The 20,264-nt window shown below is 64.1% G+C and carries 23 protein-coding genes, 1 tRNA gene and 2 pseudogenes; 11 read left to right on the forward strand and 15 right to left on the reverse strand.

The window, feature by feature from the left end; genetic code table 11:
* Window positions 1–45 precede the first annotated feature (45 nt).
* Window positions 46–129: transfer RNA gene (locus OG570_RS28505), tRNA-Leu, on the forward strand.
* Here the strand turns inward: OG570_RS28505 and OG570_RS28510 are convergent.
* The 12 genes and pseudogenes from OG570_RS28510 to OG570_RS28565 all read right to left on the reverse strand — a co-directional run bounded on the left by OG570_RS28510 (window position 111) and on the right by OG570_RS28565 (window position 8,290).
* Complete coding sequence (locus tag OG570_RS28510; protein ID WP_326952235.1) at window positions 111–1,217, reverse strand: recombinase family protein; 1,107 nt, start codon at window positions 1,215–1,217, stop codon at window positions 111–113. The genes OG570_RS28505 and OG570_RS28510 overlap by 19 nt on opposite strands.
* Before the next feature lie 82 nt (window positions 1,218–1,299).
* Window positions 1,300–1,737, reverse strand: a pseudogene (locus OG570_RS28515) (recombinase family protein); the annotation flags it as partial.
* Window positions 1,727–1,891 (reverse strand): hypothetical protein, encoded by a 165-nt coding sequence (locus OG570_RS28520; protein WP_326952236.1) that lies wholly within the window; start codon window positions 1,889–1,891, stop codon window positions 1,727–1,729. The gene OG570_RS28520 and the pseudogene OG570_RS28515, both read right to left, overlap by 11 nt.
* The gene (locus OG570_RS28525; protein ID WP_326960186.1) at window positions 1,888–3,765 is read right to left on the reverse strand and encodes a cell division protein FtsK; all 1,878 of its coding nucleotides are present in this window, start codon (window positions 3,763–3,765) and stop codon (window positions 1,888–1,890) included. The genes OG570_RS28520 and OG570_RS28525 overlap by 4 nt, the downstream gene beginning before the upstream one ends.
* Before the next feature lie 24 nt (window positions 3,766–3,789).
* Entirely contained in the window at window positions 3,790–4,167 is a 378-nt protein-coding gene (locus OG570_RS28530; RefSeq protein ID WP_326952237.1) for a hypothetical protein, read from the reverse strand.
* Window positions 4,157–4,945, reverse strand: a complete 789-nt coding sequence (gene istB, locus OG570_RS28535) for an IS21-like element helper ATPase IstB (RefSeq protein WP_326952238.1) — start codon at window positions 4,943–4,945, stop codon at window positions 4,157–4,159. Before istB ends, OG570_RS28530 begins: the two co-directional genes overlap by 11 nt.
* A 31-nt stretch (window positions 4,946–4,976) precedes the next feature.
* Window positions 4,977–6,332, reverse strand: coding sequence for an IS21 family transposase (gene istA, locus OG570_RS28540; RefSeq protein WP_326952239.1), 1,356 nt, complete (start codon window positions 6,330–6,332; stop codon window positions 4,977–4,979).
* A gap of 127 nt (window positions 6,333–6,459) precedes the next feature.
* The gene (locus OG570_RS28545) at window positions 6,460–6,774 is read right to left on the reverse strand and encodes a hypothetical protein (protein WP_326952241.1); all 315 of its coding nucleotides are present in this window, start codon (window positions 6,772–6,774) and stop codon (window positions 6,460–6,462) included.
* Window positions 6,767–7,459, reverse strand: a complete 693-nt coding sequence (locus tag OG570_RS28550) for a hypothetical protein (protein WP_020640052.1) — start codon at window positions 7,457–7,459, stop codon at window positions 6,767–6,769. The genes OG570_RS28545 and OG570_RS28550 overlap by 8 nt, the downstream gene beginning before the upstream one ends.
* Window positions 7,456–7,785 carry a hypothetical protein gene (locus tag OG570_RS28555; RefSeq protein ID WP_326952242.1) on the reverse strand — a complete coding sequence of 110 codons (330 nt, stop codon included), beginning with the start codon at window positions 7,783–7,785 and terminating at the stop codon, window positions 7,456–7,458. Before OG570_RS28555 ends, OG570_RS28550 begins: the two co-directional genes overlap by 4 nt.
* Window positions 7,782–8,114 carry a WhiB family transcriptional regulator gene (locus OG570_RS28560; RefSeq protein WP_326952243.1) on the reverse strand — a complete coding sequence of 111 codons (333 nt, stop codon included), beginning with the start codon at window positions 8,112–8,114 and terminating at the stop codon, window positions 7,782–7,784. The genes OG570_RS28555 and OG570_RS28560 overlap by 4 nt, the downstream gene beginning before the upstream one ends.
* A complete protein-coding gene (locus OG570_RS28565) occupies window positions 8,090–8,290 on the reverse strand; it encodes a helix-turn-helix domain-containing protein (RefSeq protein WP_326952244.1) in 201 nt (66 codons plus the stop codon). Before OG570_RS28565 ends, OG570_RS28560 begins: the two co-directional genes overlap by 25 nt.
* 155 nt (window positions 8,291–8,445) lie before the next feature.
* Here OG570_RS28565 and OG570_RS28570 point away from each other — a divergent pair, with 155 nt between their 5' ends.
* The 3 genes and pseudogenes from OG570_RS28570 to OG570_RS28580 all read left to right on the forward strand — a co-directional run bounded on the left by OG570_RS28570 (window position 8,446) and on the right by OG570_RS28580 (window position 10,844).
* On the forward strand, window positions 8,446–8,826 hold the full coding sequence (locus tag OG570_RS28570) for a helix-turn-helix domain-containing protein (RefSeq protein WP_020640049.1): 381 nt from the start codon (window positions 8,446–8,448) through the stop codon (window positions 8,824–8,826).
* Between the two features lie 123 nt (window positions 8,827–8,949).
* A pseudogene (locus OG570_RS28575) lies at window positions 8,950–10,497 on the forward strand (transcriptional regulator).
* Window positions 10,494–10,844 carry a signal peptidase I gene (locus tag OG570_RS28580; protein ID WP_326952246.1) on the forward strand — a complete coding sequence of 117 codons (351 nt, stop codon included), beginning with the start codon at window positions 10,494–10,496 and terminating at the stop codon, window positions 10,842–10,844. Before OG570_RS28575 ends, OG570_RS28580 begins: the two are co-directional and overlap by 4 nt.
* On the opposite strand, the gene OG570_RS28585 is transcribed toward OG570_RS28580, so the two are convergent.
* Window positions 10,833–12,302, reverse strand: a complete 1,470-nt coding sequence (locus OG570_RS28585) for a helix-turn-helix domain-containing protein (protein ID WP_326952247.1) — start codon at window positions 12,300–12,302, stop codon at window positions 10,833–10,835. The two genes, OG570_RS28580 and OG570_RS28585, sit on opposite strands and share 12 nt — an antisense overlap.
* A 168-nt stretch (window positions 12,303–12,470) precedes the next feature.
* Between OG570_RS28585 and OG570_RS28590 the strand changes: the two genes are divergently transcribed.
* From OG570_RS28590 to OG570_RS28600, 3 genes are all read left to right on the forward strand, one after another.
* The gene (locus OG570_RS28590; RefSeq protein ID WP_326952248.1) at window positions 12,471–12,920 is read left to right on the forward strand and encodes a hypothetical protein; all 450 of its coding nucleotides are present in this window, start codon (window positions 12,471–12,473) and stop codon (window positions 12,918–12,920) included.
* A complete protein-coding gene (locus tag OG570_RS28595; RefSeq protein WP_326952249.1) occupies window positions 12,917–13,162 on the forward strand; it encodes a hypothetical protein in 246 nt (81 codons plus the stop codon). The genes OG570_RS28590 and OG570_RS28595 overlap by 4 nt, the downstream gene beginning before the upstream one ends.
* A 97-nt stretch (window positions 13,163–13,259) precedes the next feature.
* On the forward strand, window positions 13,260–13,523 hold the full coding sequence (locus OG570_RS28600) for a MarR family transcriptional regulator (protein WP_326960188.1): 264 nt from the start codon (window positions 13,260–13,262) through the stop codon (window positions 13,521–13,523).
* A gap of 361 nt (window positions 13,524–13,884) precedes the next feature.
* Here OG570_RS28600 and OG570_RS28605 read toward each other — a convergent pair whose 3' ends face one another.
* Window positions 13,885–14,358, reverse strand: a complete 474-nt coding sequence (locus tag OG570_RS28605) for a hypothetical protein (protein ID WP_326952250.1) — start codon at window positions 14,356–14,358, stop codon at window positions 13,885–13,887.
* Window positions 14,359–14,908: 550 nt separating this feature from the next.
* Between OG570_RS28605 and OG570_RS28610 the strand changes: the two genes are divergently transcribed.
* The 4 genes from OG570_RS28610 (at window position 14,909) to OG570_RS28625 (ending at window position 19,364) form a co-directional block, all read left to right on the forward strand.
* Window positions 14,909–15,085, forward strand: coding sequence for a hypothetical protein (locus OG570_RS28610; protein ID WP_326952251.1), 177 nt, complete (start codon window positions 14,909–14,911; stop codon window positions 15,083–15,085).
* Between the two features lie 888 nt (window positions 15,086–15,973).
* Entirely contained in the window at window positions 15,974–17,356 is a 1,383-nt protein-coding gene (locus OG570_RS28615) for an AAA family ATPase (protein ID WP_326952252.1), read from the forward strand.
* Window positions 17,340–18,590 (forward strand): hypothetical protein, encoded by a 1,251-nt coding sequence (locus tag OG570_RS28620; protein ID WP_326952253.1) that lies wholly within the window; start codon window positions 17,340–17,342, stop codon window positions 18,588–18,590. The genes OG570_RS28615 and OG570_RS28620 overlap by 17 nt, the downstream gene beginning before the upstream one ends.
* A gap of 213 nt (window positions 18,591–18,803) precedes the next feature.
* A complete protein-coding gene (locus tag OG570_RS28625) occupies window positions 18,804–19,364 on the forward strand; it encodes a RipA family octameric membrane protein (protein WP_326952254.1) in 561 nt (186 codons plus the stop codon).
* Window positions 19,365–19,382: 18 nt separating this feature from the next.
* Here OG570_RS28625 and OG570_RS28630 read toward each other — a convergent pair whose 3' ends face one another.
* A complete protein-coding gene (locus tag OG570_RS28630; RefSeq protein WP_326952255.1) occupies window positions 19,383–20,225 on the reverse strand; it encodes a hypothetical protein in 843 nt (280 codons plus the stop codon).
* Between the last annotated feature and the right edge of the window lie 39 nt (window positions 20,226–20,264).

Genomic DNA, 20,264 nt, shown 5'->3' on the forward strand with positions numbered 1-20,264 from the left:
CCTGAACGCCCCCACAAGGCGGCCGGGTACTCTTTTCTCCAGCAGGTCCGAGTGGCGGAATGGCAGACGCGCTAGCTTGAGGTGCTAGTGCCCTTAACGGGCGTGGGGGTTCAAGTCCCCCCTCGGACACACGCACTATCTACAACCGGGCTGGTCGTCGCATAGACGGCCAGCTCTTTTGGTTCGTAGCGTAGCTCTAGGTTCAACGCGCGGTACAGGCGGCTCAGGCCGGCCGTGGTTCCATCGGCCAGCGTTCCGCAGACGTCGCCGAGCTGATCAATCCTCGCGTAGACCTCAGCTGTCGACACGCTCGTGCCTGCCGGAAGACTCTCGATCTGTGCTTTCGCGGTGGCTCGTTCGGCCTGTGCCTGGTTGATCGGGTCGACGAGTGCTTCGGGCTCCACTCCGGCCGCGATGGCGGCCTGATACCGCTGAAGCCTTGCCTCCGCGTCCGCCAGCCTGTTTCTCACCGCGTCCAACGCACCACCGCCGGCCTGATTGCCGTCCGACCCGAGTAGCGCGGCCGCCGTCCGGTCCCGGTTGTCCGGGTGGAACAGCTCGTGAAGCCATCCGCTGAGCGCCTCGACGACCACGCCTTCGCGCAGATTGACCGTCTTCGGGTGATCCTCCAGTTTCAGGGAGCCGGGCGCCATGGTCCGCGAGGTGCAGCGGTAGTAGGCGCCCTTCCGGATCGTGGCGCCTTGCATCTTCCGGCCGCAGATTCCACATCGGACCAGTCCGCGCAGGAGGTAGGACCGCGCGGTCTTCCGGGCGCCTCGCTCGGCCTTGCGTGCTGTCTTCAATCCGCCCGCTGACTTCGACCGGCGCAAAAGCTGTACCTGCGTGAAGGTCTCCACGGACACGATCGCCGGATGCGCCTGCTCGCGCGACCGTACGATCCGGTCCGGCGTCGCGCGCTTGAACCGCACCACGTGGCCCGCGGCGACGTCTTCCGGGTCGAGCAACGTCTCCTGTTTCGTCCAACGCCCGAAGATCGCGTAGCCGGTGTATCGCGGGTTGTCCAGGATCGCCCGCACCGAACTGCCTTGCCAGCCGTCCGCGAGCCGGTGCCGGTTCTGGTCCGGCCGGTGCGCGGAGGGACAGGGAATGCCGTCCCGGTTGAGCAGGTTGGCGATCGCGCGATCGCCGTTTCCGTCCAGGTACTCGGCGAAGATCCGGCGGACCACGTCCGCCGTCGGCTCGTCGAGCGCCAGCACCCGCAGCTTGAACCCTTCTGCAGCTTTCCGCGGGTTCGCTCATCCCGCCGAGCACGCTCATCAGCATCTTGTGCGACGGGTTCCGCGCGTCGTACTTGCCGCCCAGTTCTGGGACCCACAGATCCACGCCGTACGCCGCGAACTTCGGCGCGATAAGCGAGAACTGATTGCCAAACCAACAACGCGTGCCTTCGCCAACGACGATCGCGTCCCATCCGCGGTGCGGATTCTTCAACTCGGCGAGCAACCGCGCGCCCTCGGTCCGCCGTTCCCACGGGACGGACCTTGACTGCCCGACGTCGAAGAACTCCGCCACGATCTGCCCACCGAGCGGCTCGACGAACTTTCGCGCGTTCCCGAACTGCCAGCCGCGGGACGTCTCCGGGTCCTGGTTGTCCTCGGTCGAACATCGGCCGTAGCCCGCCAGGTTCCCGATTCCGTCGTCCGCCACGTCGGCGACCTCAAAGCCCAGGATGTCGTCCAGCGTCGCCCACGGGTCGCTGATGATTTCAGCTGTCACGGTTCACCTCCTCCACCGGCGCGTCCGGCACTGGCACCTCAGTAACCTCGATCAGAACGGCCAGCAATGCGCGCGCGACGGCAGGCGTCAGCTCAGGCAATCCCGCAGGTAGGATAACCCGGACCTGCGGCTCTTCGGAACGAGCAGCGCTCATGGCTCGCCGTCCTTGTCTGCCGCCTCCGTGCCAGTGGTAGTGCGGTCGACGGCGCTCCTGATTTCAGCCGTCAGGTATCCGCGTACCTGCCGAATCTCGCCATCCTCGCTGGTCACCCGGTCGCGCGTCGGCCGGCATCCCAGGTCGGTCATCTCCTGCGAGAACGCCTTCCGGTCGATCTCCAGGGCGTCAAGTAGTTCGGCCGTCGGCACGAATTCCCGGCCGTCCGGGCCCAGGTCATCGCCCAGGTACTCGACAAGCGAGGCGAGCAACTGGGGCAGCTGAACCGAGTCAACAGGATGACTTGCACCGATTGCCTTGACGGCCGCAGCGTGGTCGAGCACCGGTGTCGCGTCCTGCCCGGCCGCGTGCCCGGTCAAGGTCCCGGCCGCCTCGCGCAGGGCCCGGCCCTGCTCGCAGATGGTCCTCCAGTCCTCGTTCGGCATGTAGTAGGTCCGGACCGTCATCGCCAGCACGTCGGCCCCGGCCGCCGTGTCGCCGTCCGGCCGCAGGATGCCCACGCCCTTGTGCGAGGGCAGCAGCCGGGACGAGTCGAACCCACGCGTGTTCATCTGCTCGCCGAGCACGATGTTCGAGTCGCGCCAGTCCATCACTCGCAGGGCGAACCGCGACCCGAGCACCGCCCGCAGCCCGGACGGGATGGTCTTCGAGTCCGGCCGCTGCGTGGCGAGCACGAGCACGATCCCGGCGGCTGGTCCCTTCTTCGCCAGCCATGTCAGCAGCTCGCCGACGTACTCACCCGCAGGAAGCTTCTTTCCTTGAACGTCAACGGGTGTGCGGTCTTCCAAGGGAATTTGGACCTCATCGATGAAGATCGCCGTAATCGGCATGTCCAGCGCCTTGTCGCGGGACATCTCCGGCGTGACCTTCGACTCCGGGCACGTCAGGTCGTCCAGGTCGCGCATCCGCCGGAACCGCGTCTGAACTTCGCCTACCAGCTCGATCAGCCAGTCCACGAGCGCCAGGACGTGTTCGGGCTCGTCGCCGGACATGAAGCGGTGAGCCACCAGGCCGGCCGCGTCCCAGTCCTTCCCGGCTTTGAAGTCCGCGACGTACAGCCGCACCCACGCGTCCAGGATGAGTCCAGCCGCCGCGAGCCGGGCGGCAAAGGTCTTGCCCTGTCGCGGAATCGCACCCACAAGCAGCGACGTCCACACCAGCGGAAGGTCGATCCGCCGGTCCCGGGCGTCCCGTCCGAACGGGATCGGCCGCCAAGCGTCCCATTGCGTCACGCCGAGCAGCGGCGTCCGCAACGGTGGCGAGCTGTACGGGTCCTCGTCGGCAACCCACATCGACACCCGCCCGGCGTGCCCGCCATTGCCCCGGACGCGCTCCACGATGAGCTGCACCTCATCGACGGCAAGTGCCGACGCGAGCGCGTCCCGGTTCTTGACCACGTCGGCCGCCTTGCGGGTGGCAGGGAGATCGACGGTGACGACCCAGCCGTCTCCGACGCGCGTCGCACGTTCGACGAGCCGCAAGGTCTCGTCCTTGCCAATCAGCTTTGCGTCGCGGAACGCGTCCACCAGGACCTGCGGGTCCATCGTCCACGTCAACGTCCGCGGTCCGGCGAGCGCTGGCTTGCGGCCAGGACTGCCGTCCTTCCTGCGCCCAAGGATCGCGAGCGCCACTGAGGCAGCAGCTCCACCGAGCCACAAAGGATCGGCTCCGTACACGAGATCGACGATGGCAACTGCCACAGCCGTGACGACCACGACGGCACCGGTGACCTTCCACCGGAACAACGTCAGCGCCCGAATCTCGGTGAACTTGTCGGCAAGCTTCTCGGACTCCTCGGCGGCCGTGATCGCGCTCTCCGAGATGGGCCAGCCATGCTCTCCGAAATGGGCCAGCTGAGGAGTGCAGCGTAACCGGTGTCAGCGGCGGAGCGGGATCACTCCGCCGGGTGCCGCGACGGGCATCTGCGGCCGGGCCGCTTCGGGCGTGGTGAGCAGCGCGACGATGGTGACCGGGCCGCCGCAGTGCGGGCAGTCCCGCTGGGCCGCGATGTGCGGCAGCGGCGCCGCAGGCGCCGGCGGGGTCGCCGCCGGAGGCGGTGTCCCGAAGGGACTGGCAGTAGCCGAGGCGGGTGTGGTGCGCTCGACCTCCCGGCGGGCGGCCGCAGTGCGTTTGCACTGGCGCGAGCAGTAGAGCCGGGTCTTGGCCTGCCGGCCGGTCGCGACGAACGCTTCCCAGCAGATCGGGCAGGTCTTGCGGGTCGCGTTGTAGTCCGGGTCGCTCGGGTCAGGAGACATGCGCGTTCACCGCCTTCCGCAACTTGTCCGATGTGGACTGATGCGAGCGGAGCCGATAAGACGGGCCGTCGATGCCAACGACGGTCGCCCGGTGCAGCAACCGGTCCAGCATCGCCGCTGCGACTGTCGCGTCCCCGAAAGCCGTTGCCCAGTCGGCGATCCCGACGTTCGTTGTCAAGATCGTGGATGACTTGAGGTAACGCTGGTTGATCACCTGGAACAACGCCGAGGCCCCGTCGCCGGGCAACGGGAGATAGCCGAGCTCGTCGATCACGAGCAGTTTCGGTCCGGCGAAGAACCGCATGCAGGTCTGCCAACGCCCTTCGACCGCGGCCTTGTGACAGCGGGCGGCGAGGTCGGCCGCGGTGGTGAAGTAGACCCGGTTGCCCGCCTCGGCCGTCCCGCGCGCGAGCGCGGTGGCGAGCATCGTCTTGCCGACCCCGGGCGGCCCGACGAACAACACGTTCGAGGCGTCGTCGAGAAACCGCAACGTCGCCAGGTCGCGGATGAGTTTCTCGTCGACGCCGGGCTGGGCGGCGAAGTCGAAATCCGCCAAGGTCCAGGGATCGGGCAGGCAGGCGAACCGCAACCGCCCAGCCAGACGGCGTTCTTCGGTGGCGTTGACCTCGATCTCCAGCAGCCGCTCCAGCGCCGCAGTCATCGACAGGTTCTCCGCGCGCGCCTGGTCGAGGACGCGGGGCAGGGCTTCGGCGGCGTTGTCCAGCTTCAGGTAGGAGAAGTGCGAACGGAGTTGCTGATAACGGCGGGCCTCGCTCATCTGTGGCCCTAAACGGTTTCCGGACAAGAGATCAGTCCTCCTCGGACTCATAGGTGGGTGCACTGCCCAGCTTCGCCGCAGTGGCGGCGTAGGTGGCCAGATCGATCACGACGTGAGCCGCGGGCCCCGTCGCGGGCAGGCCGCGCAGCTTGGCTGCTTCGGCCAACGCCGCCGCCGACGGCGGCCGGCGCGTCTTGTGGGTGCAGGGCCGATCGGTGCTGAACGCGCCCATCGCCGCATGTTCGAGCGCGATCACATGCCCGTCGTCGCGGACAACCCGCCCGGCCCCGTCCGGGGCGCGGTGGTGGACCGCGACCGTCGCGCCGCCCTCGGTGACGATCCGCAGCACGTCCGCGCCGAGCCGATGGCGGACCTGAACTTGCGCGCCGCCCAGCCCGGGCGGGACGGAGTAGGAGTTGCCGCGGAAGGCGACCAGCGCCTGCGGCGTGACGGTCCGGGGCAGGTCGAACTCGGCCGGGAACGCGACCAGCGGCGGGGCGTGCAGCCGCTCGGCCGCGGCCAGGCCGGCGACGGTGGTGCGTTCGCCGTCGAGGACCCGGCGGCGGCTGTCGAGCTTGGCCGCGAGCCGGTCCAGCCCGGCCTGGGCCTCGACGGGCGTGACGTCGTCGCCGAGGGTGCGCCACCAGCGCTGCGCGGCGGAGTGGTTGGCCTTCTCGACCACGCCCTTGCGGTTCCCGCGCCGCGGCGGGCACGTCACCGACCGGACCCCGTAGTGCTTCGCGACCTGCGCGAACGCGGGTGTGATGCGGCCGGAGGCGGGGTGGCAGACAGTGGCCATCCGGTCGAAGCGCCAGACCTGGGTCACCCCGCCCAGGCGCCGGACGACCTGGTCGAGGGCCTCGATCAGGTGCGGGAAGTCCTCGGCGTCGGCCAGGACTCCGCGCCACTTGCTCGAGTGCGCGAGCGCGCCGACCAGCAGATGTGCCTGCTTCCCGGCGCCCCAGCCCGGCGGTGGGTCCGGCAGCTCGAGCCAGTCCCACTGGGTTTCCTCACCCGGCGGGTGGGCGATGATCGCGACGTCACGGCCGCGGGAAACCTGACAAGGCTCGCAATGCGGGCGCAGCTGATAGCGGCGCAGCGCCCGGGTGAACGTCGAATAGCCGCCCTGGTAGCCGAGCTCGGTGACCTCGTCCAGCAGCGTCGCCGCCCACAGATGCGGGTCGTCGGCCAGCCGGGCACGGCAATAGGCCACGAACGGCTCGAACGGGTCCGGCCCCGCCGACCGGCGCTTGCCCGGCACCACCTCACCGGCCAGATAGCGGCGGATCGTCTTGCGGTCACGCCCGAGATGTCGGGCGATCGCCGAGACTGACCAGCCTTGAGCACGCAGCGCCTGCGCCTCCACGTCTTCCTCCAGAGTGAGCATCCACGCCTCCGGCAACGGTCACGGTGATCAACACCGAAACCGTCACCCGAAGGCCGCTGACCAGCGCAAACGGCGCGCCGACAGGACACCCCAACTGGGGAATTTCAGAGAGCAGGACTGGCCCTATTCAGAGAGCACCATCAGCCGTCCGGTAGTCCCGGATAGTCACCCAACCGCGCCACCACCGCGCGCCGACCACGACACCGCGCACCACGGCACCGAGGAACCGCAACGGCGACAGGACCAGCCACATCACGGCATCCTTAAGTGCCTGCCTCGCCTGCGGCTTGCTCTTCAGCCACAACGGCACGCGCGGCGAGTGCAGCCACCACAACACGAAGCGATTCCTCTTCGGTGCGCGCGGACGCGGCTGCGGCAACGTGTCGTCGACCAGTTCGCCGTCGAGCACGGGATCGGCCTTGACCGGCAACGAGTCAGTCATGGGCCACCTCCGCCCGCAGCGCCCGCGCCAACCGGGGCGACAGGCCACGCGAGCACCCGGTAGCTCGCCGCACCCACGCCGGCGTGATCTCGACGTCCGGCGTCCACATCTCCCGAGCGATGGCGAGGTAGTCGGCGAACAGCACGCGTCGCCCGCCGGTCTCCTGCTGAACGGGACGCCGTTCAGCGGCCACCAGTACGGCGTCGGTCAGCTTGTCCCGCAGGTCGGTGATCGCCTCGACAGCGACGAACACGACGAGCGGCGGCACTGAGTGAAGCACGATCGAGGCGGCCTCCCCGGCAGCAAACGACGTCCAGGTGTTCATGACGTACGTGGCCGCGAGCGTGAACCACTTCGCCCGCCGCACCCACGCGCCCGTCTTGACCTGGTACCGCGCGGTGACCTGCTCCGCCCTCAGGATCGCCAGCAGGACGAGCGAGACGGTCGGGTCCAGCACCCACGCCGCCAGCCACGGCAGCGACCCCGGCCGGGTGCCGGCCGACGCGAAGCCCTGGACGTTGGTCATCGTGAAGGCCAGTCCGAGGACGATCCCGGACCAGCACATCCAGTCGACTTGCCGCCGGACGCGCTCGATCCGCAGGGCGACGACGTCCGGATCGGTCTGGTAGGCGCGCACCTCCGCCGCTTCGGCCGCGTCCTGTGCGAGCCGTTGCGCTCGGTTCATCGCCGACCACCCCGCTTCGAGGTGTCGACCGTGGTCACGGTCATGGCGCGAGTCAGCGCATACGACGCGAACAGCGCTGGCAACCCGAGCACGGCGAACAGCAGCCACGGGCTACCCGGGTGAGCGATCACCACCCACTGAACGGCGACGATCAGCCCGGCGTTGAACAGCACGCGCCCGGCCAGCGACACGAGCCGCGCCCCGCTCCGAGCGGCTTCGGCGGCGGCCTTCGCCCGACGAGCACCGGCCCGCCAGACCCAGAACAGGACGATCAGCACGCCGACACCGGCGAGGATCTGCGTGGGCGTCACGGTGAGTCCGTTCATCGCGCACCCCGCTCGAAGCGTTCGCCGCGACGCAGCCAGTGCGGGTGTAGCGCGCGCCGGTCATCGTCGGTCATCGCGCCCCAGACGCCGACCGTGTCGACGCCGGCCGTCCGAAGCTCCAGTTCAAGGCACTCGTCCTGGACCGGGCAGCCGCCGCACAACAGCTTGGCGAACTCCCGGTCATCGCGAGCGTCCGGCGGACCGGCCTCCGACGGCGTCATGCAGGCTCCATCGCTGGTCACGACGTCGCGCAGGACATCAGTAGATATCCACCGCAGGCGATCCAGCCGCCATGCGATGCCGATCAGCCAGAGGTCGTCGGCTTCCATGCCGCACCTCCGTCCTGAAGGGCCCTGGTCAGCTCGGCGGACGACACGCGCAGCCCGGAGCGGCAGAGGGTGGCGCGGAGCATGCCGGTCCGGATCGCCCGGCTGACGGTGTTGCGGGAGACGCCGAGAATCCACGCGGACTCGGGAATGGTGTGAAAGGTCTTTTTGGCGTTCATGAGAGAACCAATCTGATGATTTCAAGACTATGTTGTTGATTTCAGCTCTTCGTTGGACGTGTTCGTCCGACGCGCCGCAGGCAATGCGCTATGCGGCGCGGAGAAAGCTCGACGAACCGCTAATCTCGGCGCTGAGGCGGAGCGCGGAGGAATACGTGACGGAGGACTGGGCGGCAGTCGCCAAGGCGATCAACATGCGCGTGAACGAACTCGGCTGGCGACAACGGGAGCTGGCCGAACGATCGCACGTGTCGCAGGCGATCGTGCGCGAGCTCCAGCACCACACGGTGGAGCGCCGTCGAAGCGCGCGGACGCTCGAAGCGCTGTCCACGACCCTGGGCTGGCACCCGCAACATCTGCTGGCCGTGCTGCAGAATCGCACGCCGCCGCACCCGGACGAGCCGGCCGACGACGGCCATGAACTGTGGTCCCGGCTGGACGCACTTGAACAGCGACTGGCCGAGATCACCGACCGGCTGGAGGACGTCCAAACGAGCCTTGCGACCGTGGTCGAGCACGTGAAGCCGAAGCGTTAGCGACTGGGTGAGCGAGGTGTTTTCCATGCCTCTAATTCAAGGCCGGAACGGCGTCGCAACCCATGCACAAGCACCGCAGCATCACTGCACAACCACCGCAGATCAGCGACATTCGGGAGCGCAATGAGTCCGGCCGGGGGATGGACGGGGCGAACAGCGGTCGCATTGCAGTCGGCATTGCGGCTCAGTCAAGAGCGGTTCGCCGAACACCTCGGAATCAGCGCGCGCACGGTCGCGTCCTGGCACAAGAAACCGGATCTCCGGCCGCAGTCGGAGATGCAACAGGTCCTGGACACCGCCCATGAACGGGCGTCGGAGGCCGAGCGCGCCCGCTTCGCCGAGCTGATCGGCGAGGGGGCGGCCGTCGACACGACGGAGGCCGACCAGCGACTCGCCGCAGACCCCCACATCGGCGCGGCTCTCGAATGGCTCGACCGGCACGCCCACTGGACGCCCGGCACCGCGCGCCGCGCCGTCGCCGAGCGAGTCGCGAGCGTCAACGTCCAAGACCTGCACGACCGCGGCACGCGACGCGGTTGGGTCAGCCAGCGCGACGTCGCGGCCGCGCTCGCCACCTACTACGGCAACCGGCTCGACGACCACGGCCTGTACACCGCGCGGTGCGGCGAGCTGGCCATGAACACCAGCGTCCTGACCTGCGGAGATTGGCTGGACCTGGACTGCGAACTGCGCCCGCCGCACGACCGGTTCCGCGTTCCGAGCGCGCAGCCTGAAGCCGACTTGGACCTGGACGACCACGCCGCCGGCCGCGCTGTTCAGCGGCTCGCCGAGACGCTGTCCATGAACACCCGGCTGACGGACAGCCCGATCTATCGGTTGACGAGCACGGACATCCGTGAACACCAACTCGGCGGGACGTTCGACATGTCCCAGTTCGTGCACTACGCGTTGACGGTCGACCTGCTCGAAGGCGAACTGGTGGACGCCGTGGCCACCGACTCGAACGCCATGCCGCTCCGAGACCGCTACTTGCCGGATCTCCGGTCGGTGCTCGACGTCGGCGACCGCCTGTGTGCAGGTGGCGTGCTCGCGCTCACCGCGATCGCCCGGCCTGCCGACCCGTACCGCGGCGAGGCGGACTATCTGCTGTTGGTCCAGGAGCGGTCCGGTCACGTACTCAACGCGGCGCGTCGGCTCGCGGTGATCCCGAAGGGCTTCCACCAGCCCCTCACCGACGTCCGCCGGGACGCTCAGGTCGGCATGACGCTCCGCCGTGAGATGGAGGAGGAGTTGTTCGGTCGCCCAGACATCGACAACACCCTGGGCGACATGCTGGCAGCCGACCCGCTGCACCCGACCAAGCTCACCGAGCCGATGAGCTGGCTCATGGCGGAGCCCGGCCGCCTGCGGATGGAGTGCACCGGGTTCGGCCTGAACCTCGTGAGCGGGAACTACGAGTTCGCCAGCCTGATCGTCATCGACGACGAAGAATTCTGGGCACGCTACGGGGGAGTGGCCGAAGCAAACTGGGAATCCGCGACTCTTCGTCAGTATTCGACTACCGACGCGGAACTCGTCACCGAGTTGCTGGGTGATGTAGCGTGAAGCAACGAAGGATTGTTCGCCATGGCGCAAGGACTCAGACGCCTTGCGCAAATCGGCGGAGAGCGTGTGAAACTGCCCGAGATCGAATGGGAGATCAGCCAGTGAGCGACGGTTGGACCGTCGGCAACGCCAACGAGGACACGGCCGGTACGCGTGGCTGGCTGGTCGGGCACTTCATCGACCCGTCGCAAGGTGTTCGCGCCTCCAAAGATGTGGAAGTCAAGTGGGCCAACCACCCTGCGGGTGACAAGCGTCCTGAGTGGACGTCTGACGACCAACGGACCACGCTGGTGATGCTCGTCTCCGGGGAATTCCGCGTCGAAGTCACCGGCGGCGGCAAGATCATGAATCGGCAGGGCGATTACGTGATGTGGGGTCCAGGAGTCGACCATTCCTGGGAAGCATTGGCGGATTCGGTGGTCCTCACCGTCCGCTGGCCATCAGCAATCTAATTCAATGGCGGGAATTCGCACTCGACCTCCGCCTGTCTTGGCTAGCCGACGCAAGCCCTGGAGAAAAGCGAACAACCCCTCATTGCTCCAGGTTTCGTCGCCGATCAGCTCGCTGATCAAGTCGCCGTCGAGCGTCGAGTACTGCCGTAGCCCGGCCGCCTCCCAGTTCGCTTCGACGTCGCCACCGAACCGCGGCCAGAACTCCTCATCCTCGATCACGACCAGGCTGGCGAACTCATAGTTCCCGCTGACCAGGTTGAACCCGAACCCCGTGCACTCCATCCGCAGCCGGCCGGGCCGCTCGGTCAGCCACCGCATCGGAGCAGACAGCCTGCTCGGATGCATCGGATCGGCGGCTCGCTGCGTTCCGATCGTCCGGTCGACGTCGACCCGCCCGAACAGCTCTTCTTCCAGTTCGCGCCGCAGCGTGGCACCGATCCGCGCGTCGGCACGGTGGTTGGCAAGCGGTGCGTGGAAGCTCTTCGGGATCACGGCCAGCCTGCGCGCGGTGTTCAGCACGTGTCCCGACCGCTCCTGGATCAACAGGAGGTAGTCCGCCTCACCGCGATACGGATCGGCCGACCGGGCGATCGCCGTCAAGGCGAGAACTCCACCGGCGCAAAGCCGTCCCTGAAGGTCGAGCACAGCAGGAAGATCGGGCAGGTACCGGTCGCGGAGTGGCATCCGGTCGCGACCGGATGCCAGGCTCTCATGTAGCTCGCGTTCGAGAAGGTCAACGCTCAGCGCGTACTCGACGAACGGCACCACGCTGACTTTGCCGCCGACCGTCCCTGGCCGAATCTGCACGTCCGTGAGCCGGTAGAGCGGTACGTCGGCGATACGGACGTCGTGGGTCGCGGCTTCAGCCAGCCGGCGAACCGCGGCGGCTGCGTCGACCTGCTCGCGCGACGCCTCGCCGTCGGCCGACAACGCCAGCTGGTCGCCTTCAAACGTCAAGGGGCAAGCCAAATCCAGCCACTCCGGCCGCGTCAGGACGCTTGTCGCTATCCGAACCGGGCCGCACCGCGCCGCGTAGTGCCCGTGGCCGGGAATCGAATCGCCGTAGTAGCTCGCCAGGACCTCAGCCACGAGACTTCGACGGGCCGCAGCTCCACCATGCGACCTCGTCGGCGCGGCCGCTGCGACTCGCGTGCGCGTCGTCCCCGGGGGCCACCCGACGTGCCGATCCAGCCAGCCGAACGCAGGTTCGAGGCTCGACCGGAGCATCGGTGCTTCCTGGGACAGGCGCAGGCCGATCAACTCGCGCAGCTCGTCGGCGGAGCGGCCGAGCACCTTGGCCAGCTTCGGCCACTGGTAGGGCAGGGGCGCGTACTCGCCGGCTTCCCACCGGATGACCGTTGATCGGTCGACACACATCACTTCGGCGAGCTTCTCCTCAGTCAGCCCGGCCGCCTTGCGAGCTGAAACAAGCTCCTCGCGCCGACGAACGCTGACCACCGGACCACCTCGCTTTGCTGACAGTGATCACAGACTAGCAGGCATATCGCCTGCTAGATCCTATGGCTGCCACATCTCCGCGCCGAAACACCGACGTTTGTGCTCTGGGCTCGGGTGGGTCCTCCGGATTGGATGATTTCGATACATCCGGCGACCAGGGGAGCGAACGTGACCAGCGGCGAACGCGGCTCGCGGCCTTCTCGCTTGTACGTGACCTGGCACCGCAGCGTGGCCGACAACTTGGACCACGCCGTCACCGACGAAGACCTTGCCGACGGCATCGCACTCCAGACTGGCCGCTACTACTCGCTGTGCGGCCGCGAAGTGCTGTTCGACTCCTGCCTGGTGCCTCCGGGCCGTCGGTGCAGCGCGTGCAACGTGCTGGTCCGGCTTCGCTCGACCCCGCCGGCGCCCGAACGCACGTGCAAGCGGAAGCCGCCGCGCTGGCGTCGGCTCTTCGGCCGCCTCCAGACTCCGGCCGCCCTGCCGCCGCGCCCGCCTCAACGCGTGCGGCTCATTCCCGAGCAGGGCGGCCGGACCACCACGTCGGCGGGAACGGGCGGCGCCCCGACTGCGCCCGTTCCCGCCGATCACCATGCCCGGCGGTGCGCCCGATGACGGGTCGCCTGGTCATCGCGCGCCCGTTACCCGGCACGGTTGGCGAGTCTCGCCGCGTCGTCCACGTGTTCCCGATCCCGGCGGAGGAGACCACGCCGGAGCGCCTGACCGCGTACTGCGGTGAGGCGTTCGGTCCTGGCGAACTCGAGTTGCTGGAACGCCCGGCCGGGATGCCCTGTGTGACCTGCCTCCGGCGTTCGCCCGGGCCTGGCACCGCCGAACTGCCGGCGGGGGAGCGATGACGCCTGGCGGACGCCCCGAAGTGCCTGCCTCTCAACGGACCTTGACCCCCTGTTGCTCCTGCCAGTCCGGCTGTTCGTCGCGTGCCTGTTGGCCGACATGCGCTGGTGCGAAGACGTCGCCGTTCGGGATGCGTTGAGCCTTAGCAGGCAGAGCTTCGCGCAGCACGCCGAGAGTCTGCGCGCGGCCGGATACCTGGAGATCCGGACCGAAGGACGTCGGATCAAACTCCGTCTCACTGCTCTCGGACTTCATCGGCTGACCGAACACGTGACTGCGCTCCAGGCGGTCATGTGGACGGCCGCCGAACTCGTCGTCGCACAGCGCGCCGACCTTCGGCCACCGATGCGTTCCGAGTCGTGAGCATCGCGGTAGCCGTTGTGATCACGTGACGCGCCTCCCTCATGCGACCGTGAAAGTCACGCCCCAGGCCAGTTCATACCCGCGACATGCGGAATCCAAGGTGGGGAGCGGTCTCTTTCGCTGCAATGATCCACCTGCGGCCGGCATGAGCAGCTAGAGTCGAGCCGTCCGGCCCCCAGCTCAGGGTCGGACGGCTCCTCGCTATGTTGCTGCAACCACTCGACGCGATGGCTCTCGATGAGTCGGATCGGGCGGAGCGCCAGGATTGTCCGTCAAAACGGTCACGCCCACCACGGCGTGCGGACACGGGAGCAACCTGTGACATTGCGCCGCTTGATCGGCGCCAACGTGGGAGCTTCGCTCAGCGCCGTGCCTCCGTGGTGCGGATGCCGCCGTTGAGGAGTAGTCCGACGAGCGCATCGTGCCGAGTGCGCCACGGTCCGCCGGGGACCGTGAGCGACGTGGTCGCTGTTCTTGCTACCCAGCGGCCTCGCCTGTCTCGTGCGAGGTAGCCGAGCAAGATCGAGTCACCGGCCAGTGTGCGATAGTTGCCCGAAGTCTCGAACTCTGCGCCGCGCTCGATCCGAACTGTTTCCACATCGATTACGTCTTCGCGTGTCACTGGGCGCACTCCCGATGCAGCAGGTTCCGTGACGGAATCCGTGACAGGCTTCTGCTCGTCGACTTGCGTCGGCGGGCGGTCGGCGATCGTGCGAGGTGCAGGGCTGACGTCGGTTGTGCGACCGGCGTTGGCCAGCTCAGCCGCGACGGCCAGCTCGGCGAGTGCGGCACTCGGATTGGCGCCGGAGATCGCGGCGCGACGTGCGGCGGCCACAGCGCGTCCGGCTCGGTCGAGCAAGCTCAGTAGATCGGCGCGGCCGGGACCGGCGGCAAGCCGGGCACGGCGGGCGCGCTGGCGGCACGTGGAGTCATGGTACGTCGCCGGACGTCCGCGTCCGCTTGGCTGAGGCAACGGCCTACCGCAACCTGCGCACACTGGACGGTCCATGCCTTCTCCGATCTTCCGTGACATATTTCGTGACATCAACGTAGCGAGCATAGCGCAGTGTCACGAAAAATGTCACGGAAGCAGCTGTCACAAGCCGTAGACTGAGCCGTCATGCCGTCACATCGGCTGTGACAGCTAGATCAGCCGTTGACCTGCGATAAGACTGTGCGTGACGGCTGTGACGGGTTCCCGAAGGCCCGTCACGGCCGTCACAGATCGGCGCTTCGCTCACGTGTCGAGTGCTGACGTGCAGCGGACTACTCGGAGGTTCGGACCGATGTTGGACCTGCGGCTCGCTAGCGACCGGCGCGACGTGCACAACACCTTCCGGTAGTCACCAGGTAACGAGACCTGACGATGTTGCGACTCTGCACCCATGAGCGAACAGAACCCTCTCGGACGCATCGTTCTGCATGGCCAGGAGCGTCTCACCGTGCTGAGTTACGACGCGAGCGCCGACACCTACCTATGCCGAGATGAGGCTACAGGCGAGGAAAAGCCTGTCCATGAAGAAGATATTGACGACTTCGGCGAGTGGACCGAGCGCGTGTGAAGTGGCATTGGCTCCACCTCGGCGACGTTCCCACCCTGGCTCGCCGCTGTCGCGGCGAGTGGTGCTCTTGTCGGCACGCTGCGCAGCTTCTGCGTAGCCAGCTTCGCGAGCAACTGCGTTCAACCGCGACCAGGCAAAAGTGCTTGAGCTACAGGGTAGCCAACTTCGTGCCGCAACCGATCCGCAGTGTGAGGACCTCCTGCTCGGGGCGCTTGGGACAGCGGGCCGGGGCTCGGCGTCAGCGGTGAACTCAGTCAGGCAAGCACAGCCGGCAACGTTGTCGGCCACAGCCACGAAGTGAACGTTAAGTTCTCGGTCGTTGCCACCACACGAACGACTCAACAGAGTGGAGGCGCGGTCACAGGGGTTGAGCTTCTCGTCGTACCGGTCTGCCGTAGCGTAGCCCAGTCGGGTGTATCAGCAGTGTGCTGACGACAAAGTATGGCAACCTGTAACAGCTCGTGCCCTCGTTGTCGATACTACTGTCAGTACCTGCACGTTCGCATCATGGCAAGGATGGCGAGTGACCGGAGTTGCAAGATCTTCCCATGAGGGACTGGCTCACGAGCGGTCGACGGCTGGAGCTGCCACCTCTGTGCTTTCTGAACCATCCAATGGTCAATGCATGATGAGGTTAGGTTTTGTCATCGGGAGTGTTGTTAAGTGACCGGGGATGCTAGGTATGGTCGCGGAGACCCAATCCCGCACACTGCTCGCCAGCATGACCTTGAGAGGTATAAGGCTAGCTTTGGTTCTAAGACCGCACACGGAAGAGAACTGCTAGACTATTTGTCTAGATCTGATTGCGGTGTGTGGAGGTGTGAGCAAGACCAAGTCGACCGTCGCCGCTGGTGGCTCAACATCACGCTGCCGCCAAAAGTCGCTGAGATGTTTGACGCCCACCTGGAAATCCAACTTGTCTATGTCGAGTACGTCGAGGTTGAGCCGCGTCTCCTGGAGTTGATTCAACGTAGGATTGCGTCTAACGGGCGCGTTGATCATGGTCTTTTTATGATCGCAAGCCTTGACAAGGATGTGGACCGACTTCTTCGGCGACGCCGAGGGGAGTTTGCTGCGATCGATCTACCCCTCGGTCAGCTTGGCAGCACAGCTCCAGACGTTCGCCAGAGAATGTCTGCAGTTCTGACGACTGTCGATCACTATGACATGACTACTCCGATTCATGACCCCGGCGGATTCTTTGGTCGCATTCAAGAGTTGCAGCAGATTGCGTCCGCAATTGATCGCGGACAGTCCGTGGGTGTATTTGGCTTGCGAAAAACCGGCAAGACTTCCCTGTTAAATTTGATTGCTGGCCGGAGGCGAAGTGCTGGCCGCCCGGTTGTTTGGGTCGACATCAGCGGTCTGGCGGATGCGGACGACTTTCGCGTTCGAATGTTGGAGAGGGCATGGGAGTGTCTAGCGGAGTTGGGAGGTGAGCGCGACCTTCCTAGGCTGCGGACTCTCAATCGGGCTGGAGAATTGAAAGTCTCCTTGGCTTTGATGCGAGTTCATTGGCTGCGGGACTTGGAAGCTCTTTCGAAAACCTCGGGAACGCGACTTGAGGTGTTTATTGACGAGATTGATCAGCTATACCCAGATCGCTCATTTCTCGGTTCTGCTGCGAACGAATTGCTGATTGCCCTTACCCAGCTTCGAGGAATGATTCAGAGTGTCGGTACCGATGAAGGGATGGTGTTGATTTGCGCTGGAGTTGATCCAGCGTTATTTGAGCGTCCGCTGTTGAGGTCGGGTGCGGATAACTTGCTTTACAAGCTCGTGAGACTAATGTTCTTGGCGCCTCTGACTCGTGAAGAGATGCAAGATATGGTCCGGGATCTCGGCCGTCGTATGGGTGTGAGAGTTCGTGATCATCAAGTCATCGACTTTCTTTATTCAGAGTATGGCGGTCATGCGTTACTGACGCGTAAGGCATGTTCACTCGCGTCCAAAAAGAGGGCGCGTGATGAAGTGCCGTGGCATATGACGCTATTGTCAGTCCAGTCCGCGGCGGAGGAAAAAGGAGAGGGATCTCCCTTTCAACAAGCCGGTGAGATTCTCGAATCATTTGATGAGTGGTTTGCGGAAGAGGCGGGGCTGCTGCGTGAGCTCTGGTCGCGTGACGCAGAGGAGAGAGAACTTGGCCGACTCCTCTATGAAGAAGATCATCGGCGAATCGCTCATGCCGGTCCGTATGGGCTGGTTGTAGCCGATACCACGACTCCGCGAATCCGGGCCATCGAGCGAGCTGTCCGTGCAGCGGAAGACTGAGTGGCTGCCAAGTGAGCTGCAATGGATCGAAGACATTGTAGGCCGCGTTCTGTCGGGAGAAATCTTACTCGTACGATCGCTGCCTCGTTGGGGGCTGACGAATGTCTGCGCTTCTGTTGATCGTGAACTAGGAGCGAGTGCAGTTTCGGTAGGTGGTCGCACGATCGGCGAAACTGCACAGCGAGCAATTAGGGAAGCCATCGACAAAGACGTGTCCGCTAAGGTTGACGAGCAGGGTTACGCTCAGCTGATCTTTGATGACTACGGCTACGCAATTCGGCACTCACAAGGTGGTGCGCTGCATTCGATGCTATATCGACTTCTTGTGGACAGTGCTCAAGCGCGAGATATTGGAGCGCTTCTCGTGGCGCGAGCAGGTGACATGCTTGATTTGAACTTCGCTGGAAGTCCACTTTTGGGTCGGACGGAATCCGTGCCCTTGCCGCTGCTTGCAGAAATTGACGCAACTACCCTCGGCGTCGACCTTGATGACTTGCGGAGGATGGCTGGCGAATCGACGTGGTTGGCACGTCGATTTATGGGGCGCACGGTCCGCGAGGGTAGAATAAATGCTGTCGAGCATCTAAATGCCGATCGCCGTCGCATCGTTGATGCTCTTCCAGTTGACGCCGTTGAGGTCCTACTTGGTGCAAGACAATTTGATGGTGTTGGTGTCTTAGGTCAGGAAGCTCTCCTCTGTCTTGGTGCAGTTGAAGATGGTTCTAAGTATCGACTCGCGAGTCTTGTGGCTGAGTCGAACCTGCTTGATGAAATCCGGCTGCAAAGTCCTGGATGGCCGCGGGCTCGGGCTGCATCACTGCGACGGTTCGCGGACCTTCTTGCAGGCGTCGAAGACGCGATCTGGGTGGATCGATATGCGCTTAGTCGCCTCGACTTGGCTCGACAATTTCTGAACGGCCTACGCCGGCATACTTCGGCTCGATTACGAATTTTAGTAAGTCGAGATCGAGACCGTTCTTCCTTTGCTCAGGAGATCGTGACCGAGCTAGGAGGGATTTCGAAACTGGAGGTTCGTTTTATGAACCGCAGCGATCGTCATCGCCTACATGATCGTCACTTGGTCTTGCCAACTTTGAAATCTGGATTCGTATTGCCGACTGCCGGAGTTATTTTTGGACAAGATGATCCGGGGTCGGCTGTGTCTGTTGCAATGCCCAATCTTGCAATCAACTATTCGGAATACTGGCGCCGCGCCGATCGTGTCCTCCCTTAGGTTGGCACTTTGCTGTAATTATTCCACGAACAGTGCTCTGCATAGAGCTCATCTTAAGTCTTTTGCAGAATTAACTCGGAATTCCAGTCGAGAATGTGGATTGCCAAGGGCGCTTCCAGTGTGTATCGATGCCTTGAGCTGGAAGTAGCAGTAAACTACGTCTCCTGGTTGCAGAGCTTGATATCACTCTGTTTTTCGGAGATGATGGGAAGTATGACGTTTGGCAGTAGAATTCAAGCCTACTTCCGGCACGACCGAGTCGACCTTGCCCATATAAAAAATAGCTTGTGGAACACTGATGTTGATGCGGCGAGTTATCAACAAGGTGGGGAGAAGTATCAGGAGGCTATACTTGAGCAATATAAGATATATACCGAGAACGCCGATCGAGCTAGCGCTAGACGCAGTCTAACTAATACTTTTTTTCTATTAGCAAATACCGGTATTCTCACCTTTGCAACGTCTTTCAACGGCTCAACCCCGGGTCATCCGATTTGGGGCGCCTACCTTCTCCTTGTCCTACTGCTTGTGCAGTGTGCAACATGGTATTGGATTCTGCGCTCATATCGGCAGCTCATGTCTGCAAAATTTCGCGTGATCGCAGCACTTGAAGAGCGTTTACCTGCTTCGCCCTACTGGCGGGCTGAATGGACCGCGCTGGGGTCGGGTAAAAACAAAGCTCGATATTGGCCGCTTACAAAAGTTGAGCAAGGTGTCCCATTGCTGTTCGGGGTAGCGTATCTATCTCTCCTAGTCGCGGAGGTGCTGTTTTAGTATCCGGGCGCCCAACAACTATTCACTATCAGTATAGTCTTCTTCGAAGTGGCCAAGCTGTTCGCGTATGCAGCCTGCGAAATTTGAGTCGGTGTCTTCTTCGTCGAGAAGCCGAGTCGGCGTGCCATCTTCGAATTCGGCCACGCCGCCGGCTATGAATTCTTGGCGAAACGCGCGCATCTCTGCGTACTCTGAATTGTTGGGAAGATAGGTTAGTTTTTCATTGAACAGCGGAAGTTCCGTCCTGAATATTTCAGTGAACTGTTTCCAAAACCTGCCGTCAATTTTGATTTTACTGTTTCCAGGCTTCAGGCCTAAGCCTACGACGTACAGATCCAACCCGATGTGGTCGACTGCGTAATACTCGCATCGGCCGGAAAAATTCACGGTTTTTAGAGTCTTTAAGACGGCATCGGCGACATCTGCGCCGTAGATACCAATCGCGTCATTAGGGACATCCATCGCCAATGCGTATCCGAGCTGATCCAGCGTCAAGGGGGTAGAAATTCGCAATCGGTAGCGGAGCATCCTGCGAAGATGGCTGAGATCATTGTATACGTTGTGGCGATAGTGTGAGTAATTGAATGCAGGACGGGCGCCCCTTCGTCGAATCAAAATCAAGGAGCTGTGATGTCGTTTGATTCCGTGACAATACCCCAACTCGTACGCGACGTTGTTGGAGTCTCCGGTGGTGTCAATGACGACACAATCAGCTTCGCTTAATAGGCGTAGTACTTCATCGACAACAGCGCCAGAAGACTCTACCTCATCGCCTCGTACAACCTGATAACCGGCTTCCTTCAGTACATCGCGCACTGCGGAGTATGTCCGGTCATTCCATGCGTCTTTTTCAAATCGCATCGCTACAAAGGCTAGTGGAGGGTTGCTCGGCATGTTCTC

The sequence above is a fragment of the Amycolatopsis sp. NBC_01286 genome, assembly GCF_035982555.1.
Classification (GTDB): Bacteria; Actinomycetota; Actinomycetes; order Mycobacteriales; family Pseudonocardiaceae; genus Amycolatopsis.

Bases quoted from the DNA above. Each gene is read 5' to 3' on its own strand.
- OG570_RS28520 (WP_326952236.1), bottom strand. From the start codon at position 1,891: ATGAGCGCTGCTCGTTCCGAAGAGCCGCAGGTCCGGGTTATCCTACCT.
- OG570_RS28530 (WP_326952237.1), bottom strand. From the start codon at position 4,167: ATGTCTCCTGACCCGAGCGACCCGGACTACAACGCGACCCGCAAGACC.
- istB (WP_326952238.1), bottom strand. From the start codon at position 4,945: ATGAGCGAGGCCCGCCGTTATCAGCAACTCCGTTCGCACTTCTCCTAC.
- istA (WP_326952239.1), bottom strand. From the start codon at position 6,332: ATGCTCACTCTGGAGGAAGACGTGGAGGCGCAGGCGCTGCGTGCTCAA.
- OG570_RS28545 (WP_326952241.1), bottom strand. From the start codon at position 6,774: ATGACTGACTCGTTGCCGGTCAAGGCCGATCCCGTGCTCGACGGCGAA.
- OG570_RS28550 (WP_020640052.1), bottom strand. From the start codon at position 7,459: ATGAACCGAGCGCAACGGCTCGCACAGGACGCGGCCGAAGCGGCGGAG.
- OG570_RS28555 (WP_326952242.1), bottom strand. From the start codon at position 7,785: ATGAACGGACTCACCGTGACGCCCACGCAGATCCTCGCCGGTGTCGGC.
- OG570_RS28560 (WP_326952243.1), bottom strand. From the start codon at position 8,114: ATGGAAGCCGACGACCTCTGGCTGATCGGCATCGCATGGCGGCTGGAT.
- OG570_RS28565 (WP_326952244.1), bottom strand. From the start codon at position 8,290: ATGAACGCCAAAAAGACCTTTCACACCATTCCCGAGTCCGCGTGGATT.
- OG570_RS28595 (WP_326952249.1), top strand. From the start codon at position 12,917: ATGACGGGTCGCCTGGTCATCGCGCGCCCGTTACCCGGCACGGTTGGC.
- OG570_RS28600 (WP_326960188.1), top strand. From the start codon at position 13,260: ATGCGCTGGTGCGAAGACGTCGCCGTTCGGGATGCGTTGAGCCTTAGC.
- OG570_RS28610 (WP_326952251.1), top strand. From the start codon at position 14,909: ATGAGCGAACAGAACCCTCTCGGACGCATCGTTCTGCATGGCCAGGAG.
- OG570_RS28615 (WP_326952252.1), top strand. From the start codon at position 15,974: ATGTTTGACGCCCACCTGGAAATCCAACTTGTCTATGTCGAGTACGTC.
- OG570_RS28625 (WP_326952254.1), top strand. From the start codon at position 18,804: ATGACGTTTGGCAGTAGAATTCAAGCCTACTTCCGGCACGACCGAGTC.
- OG570_RS28630 (WP_326952255.1), bottom strand. From the start codon at position 20,225: ATGCGATTTGAAAAAGACGCATGGAATGACCGGACATACTCCGCAGTG.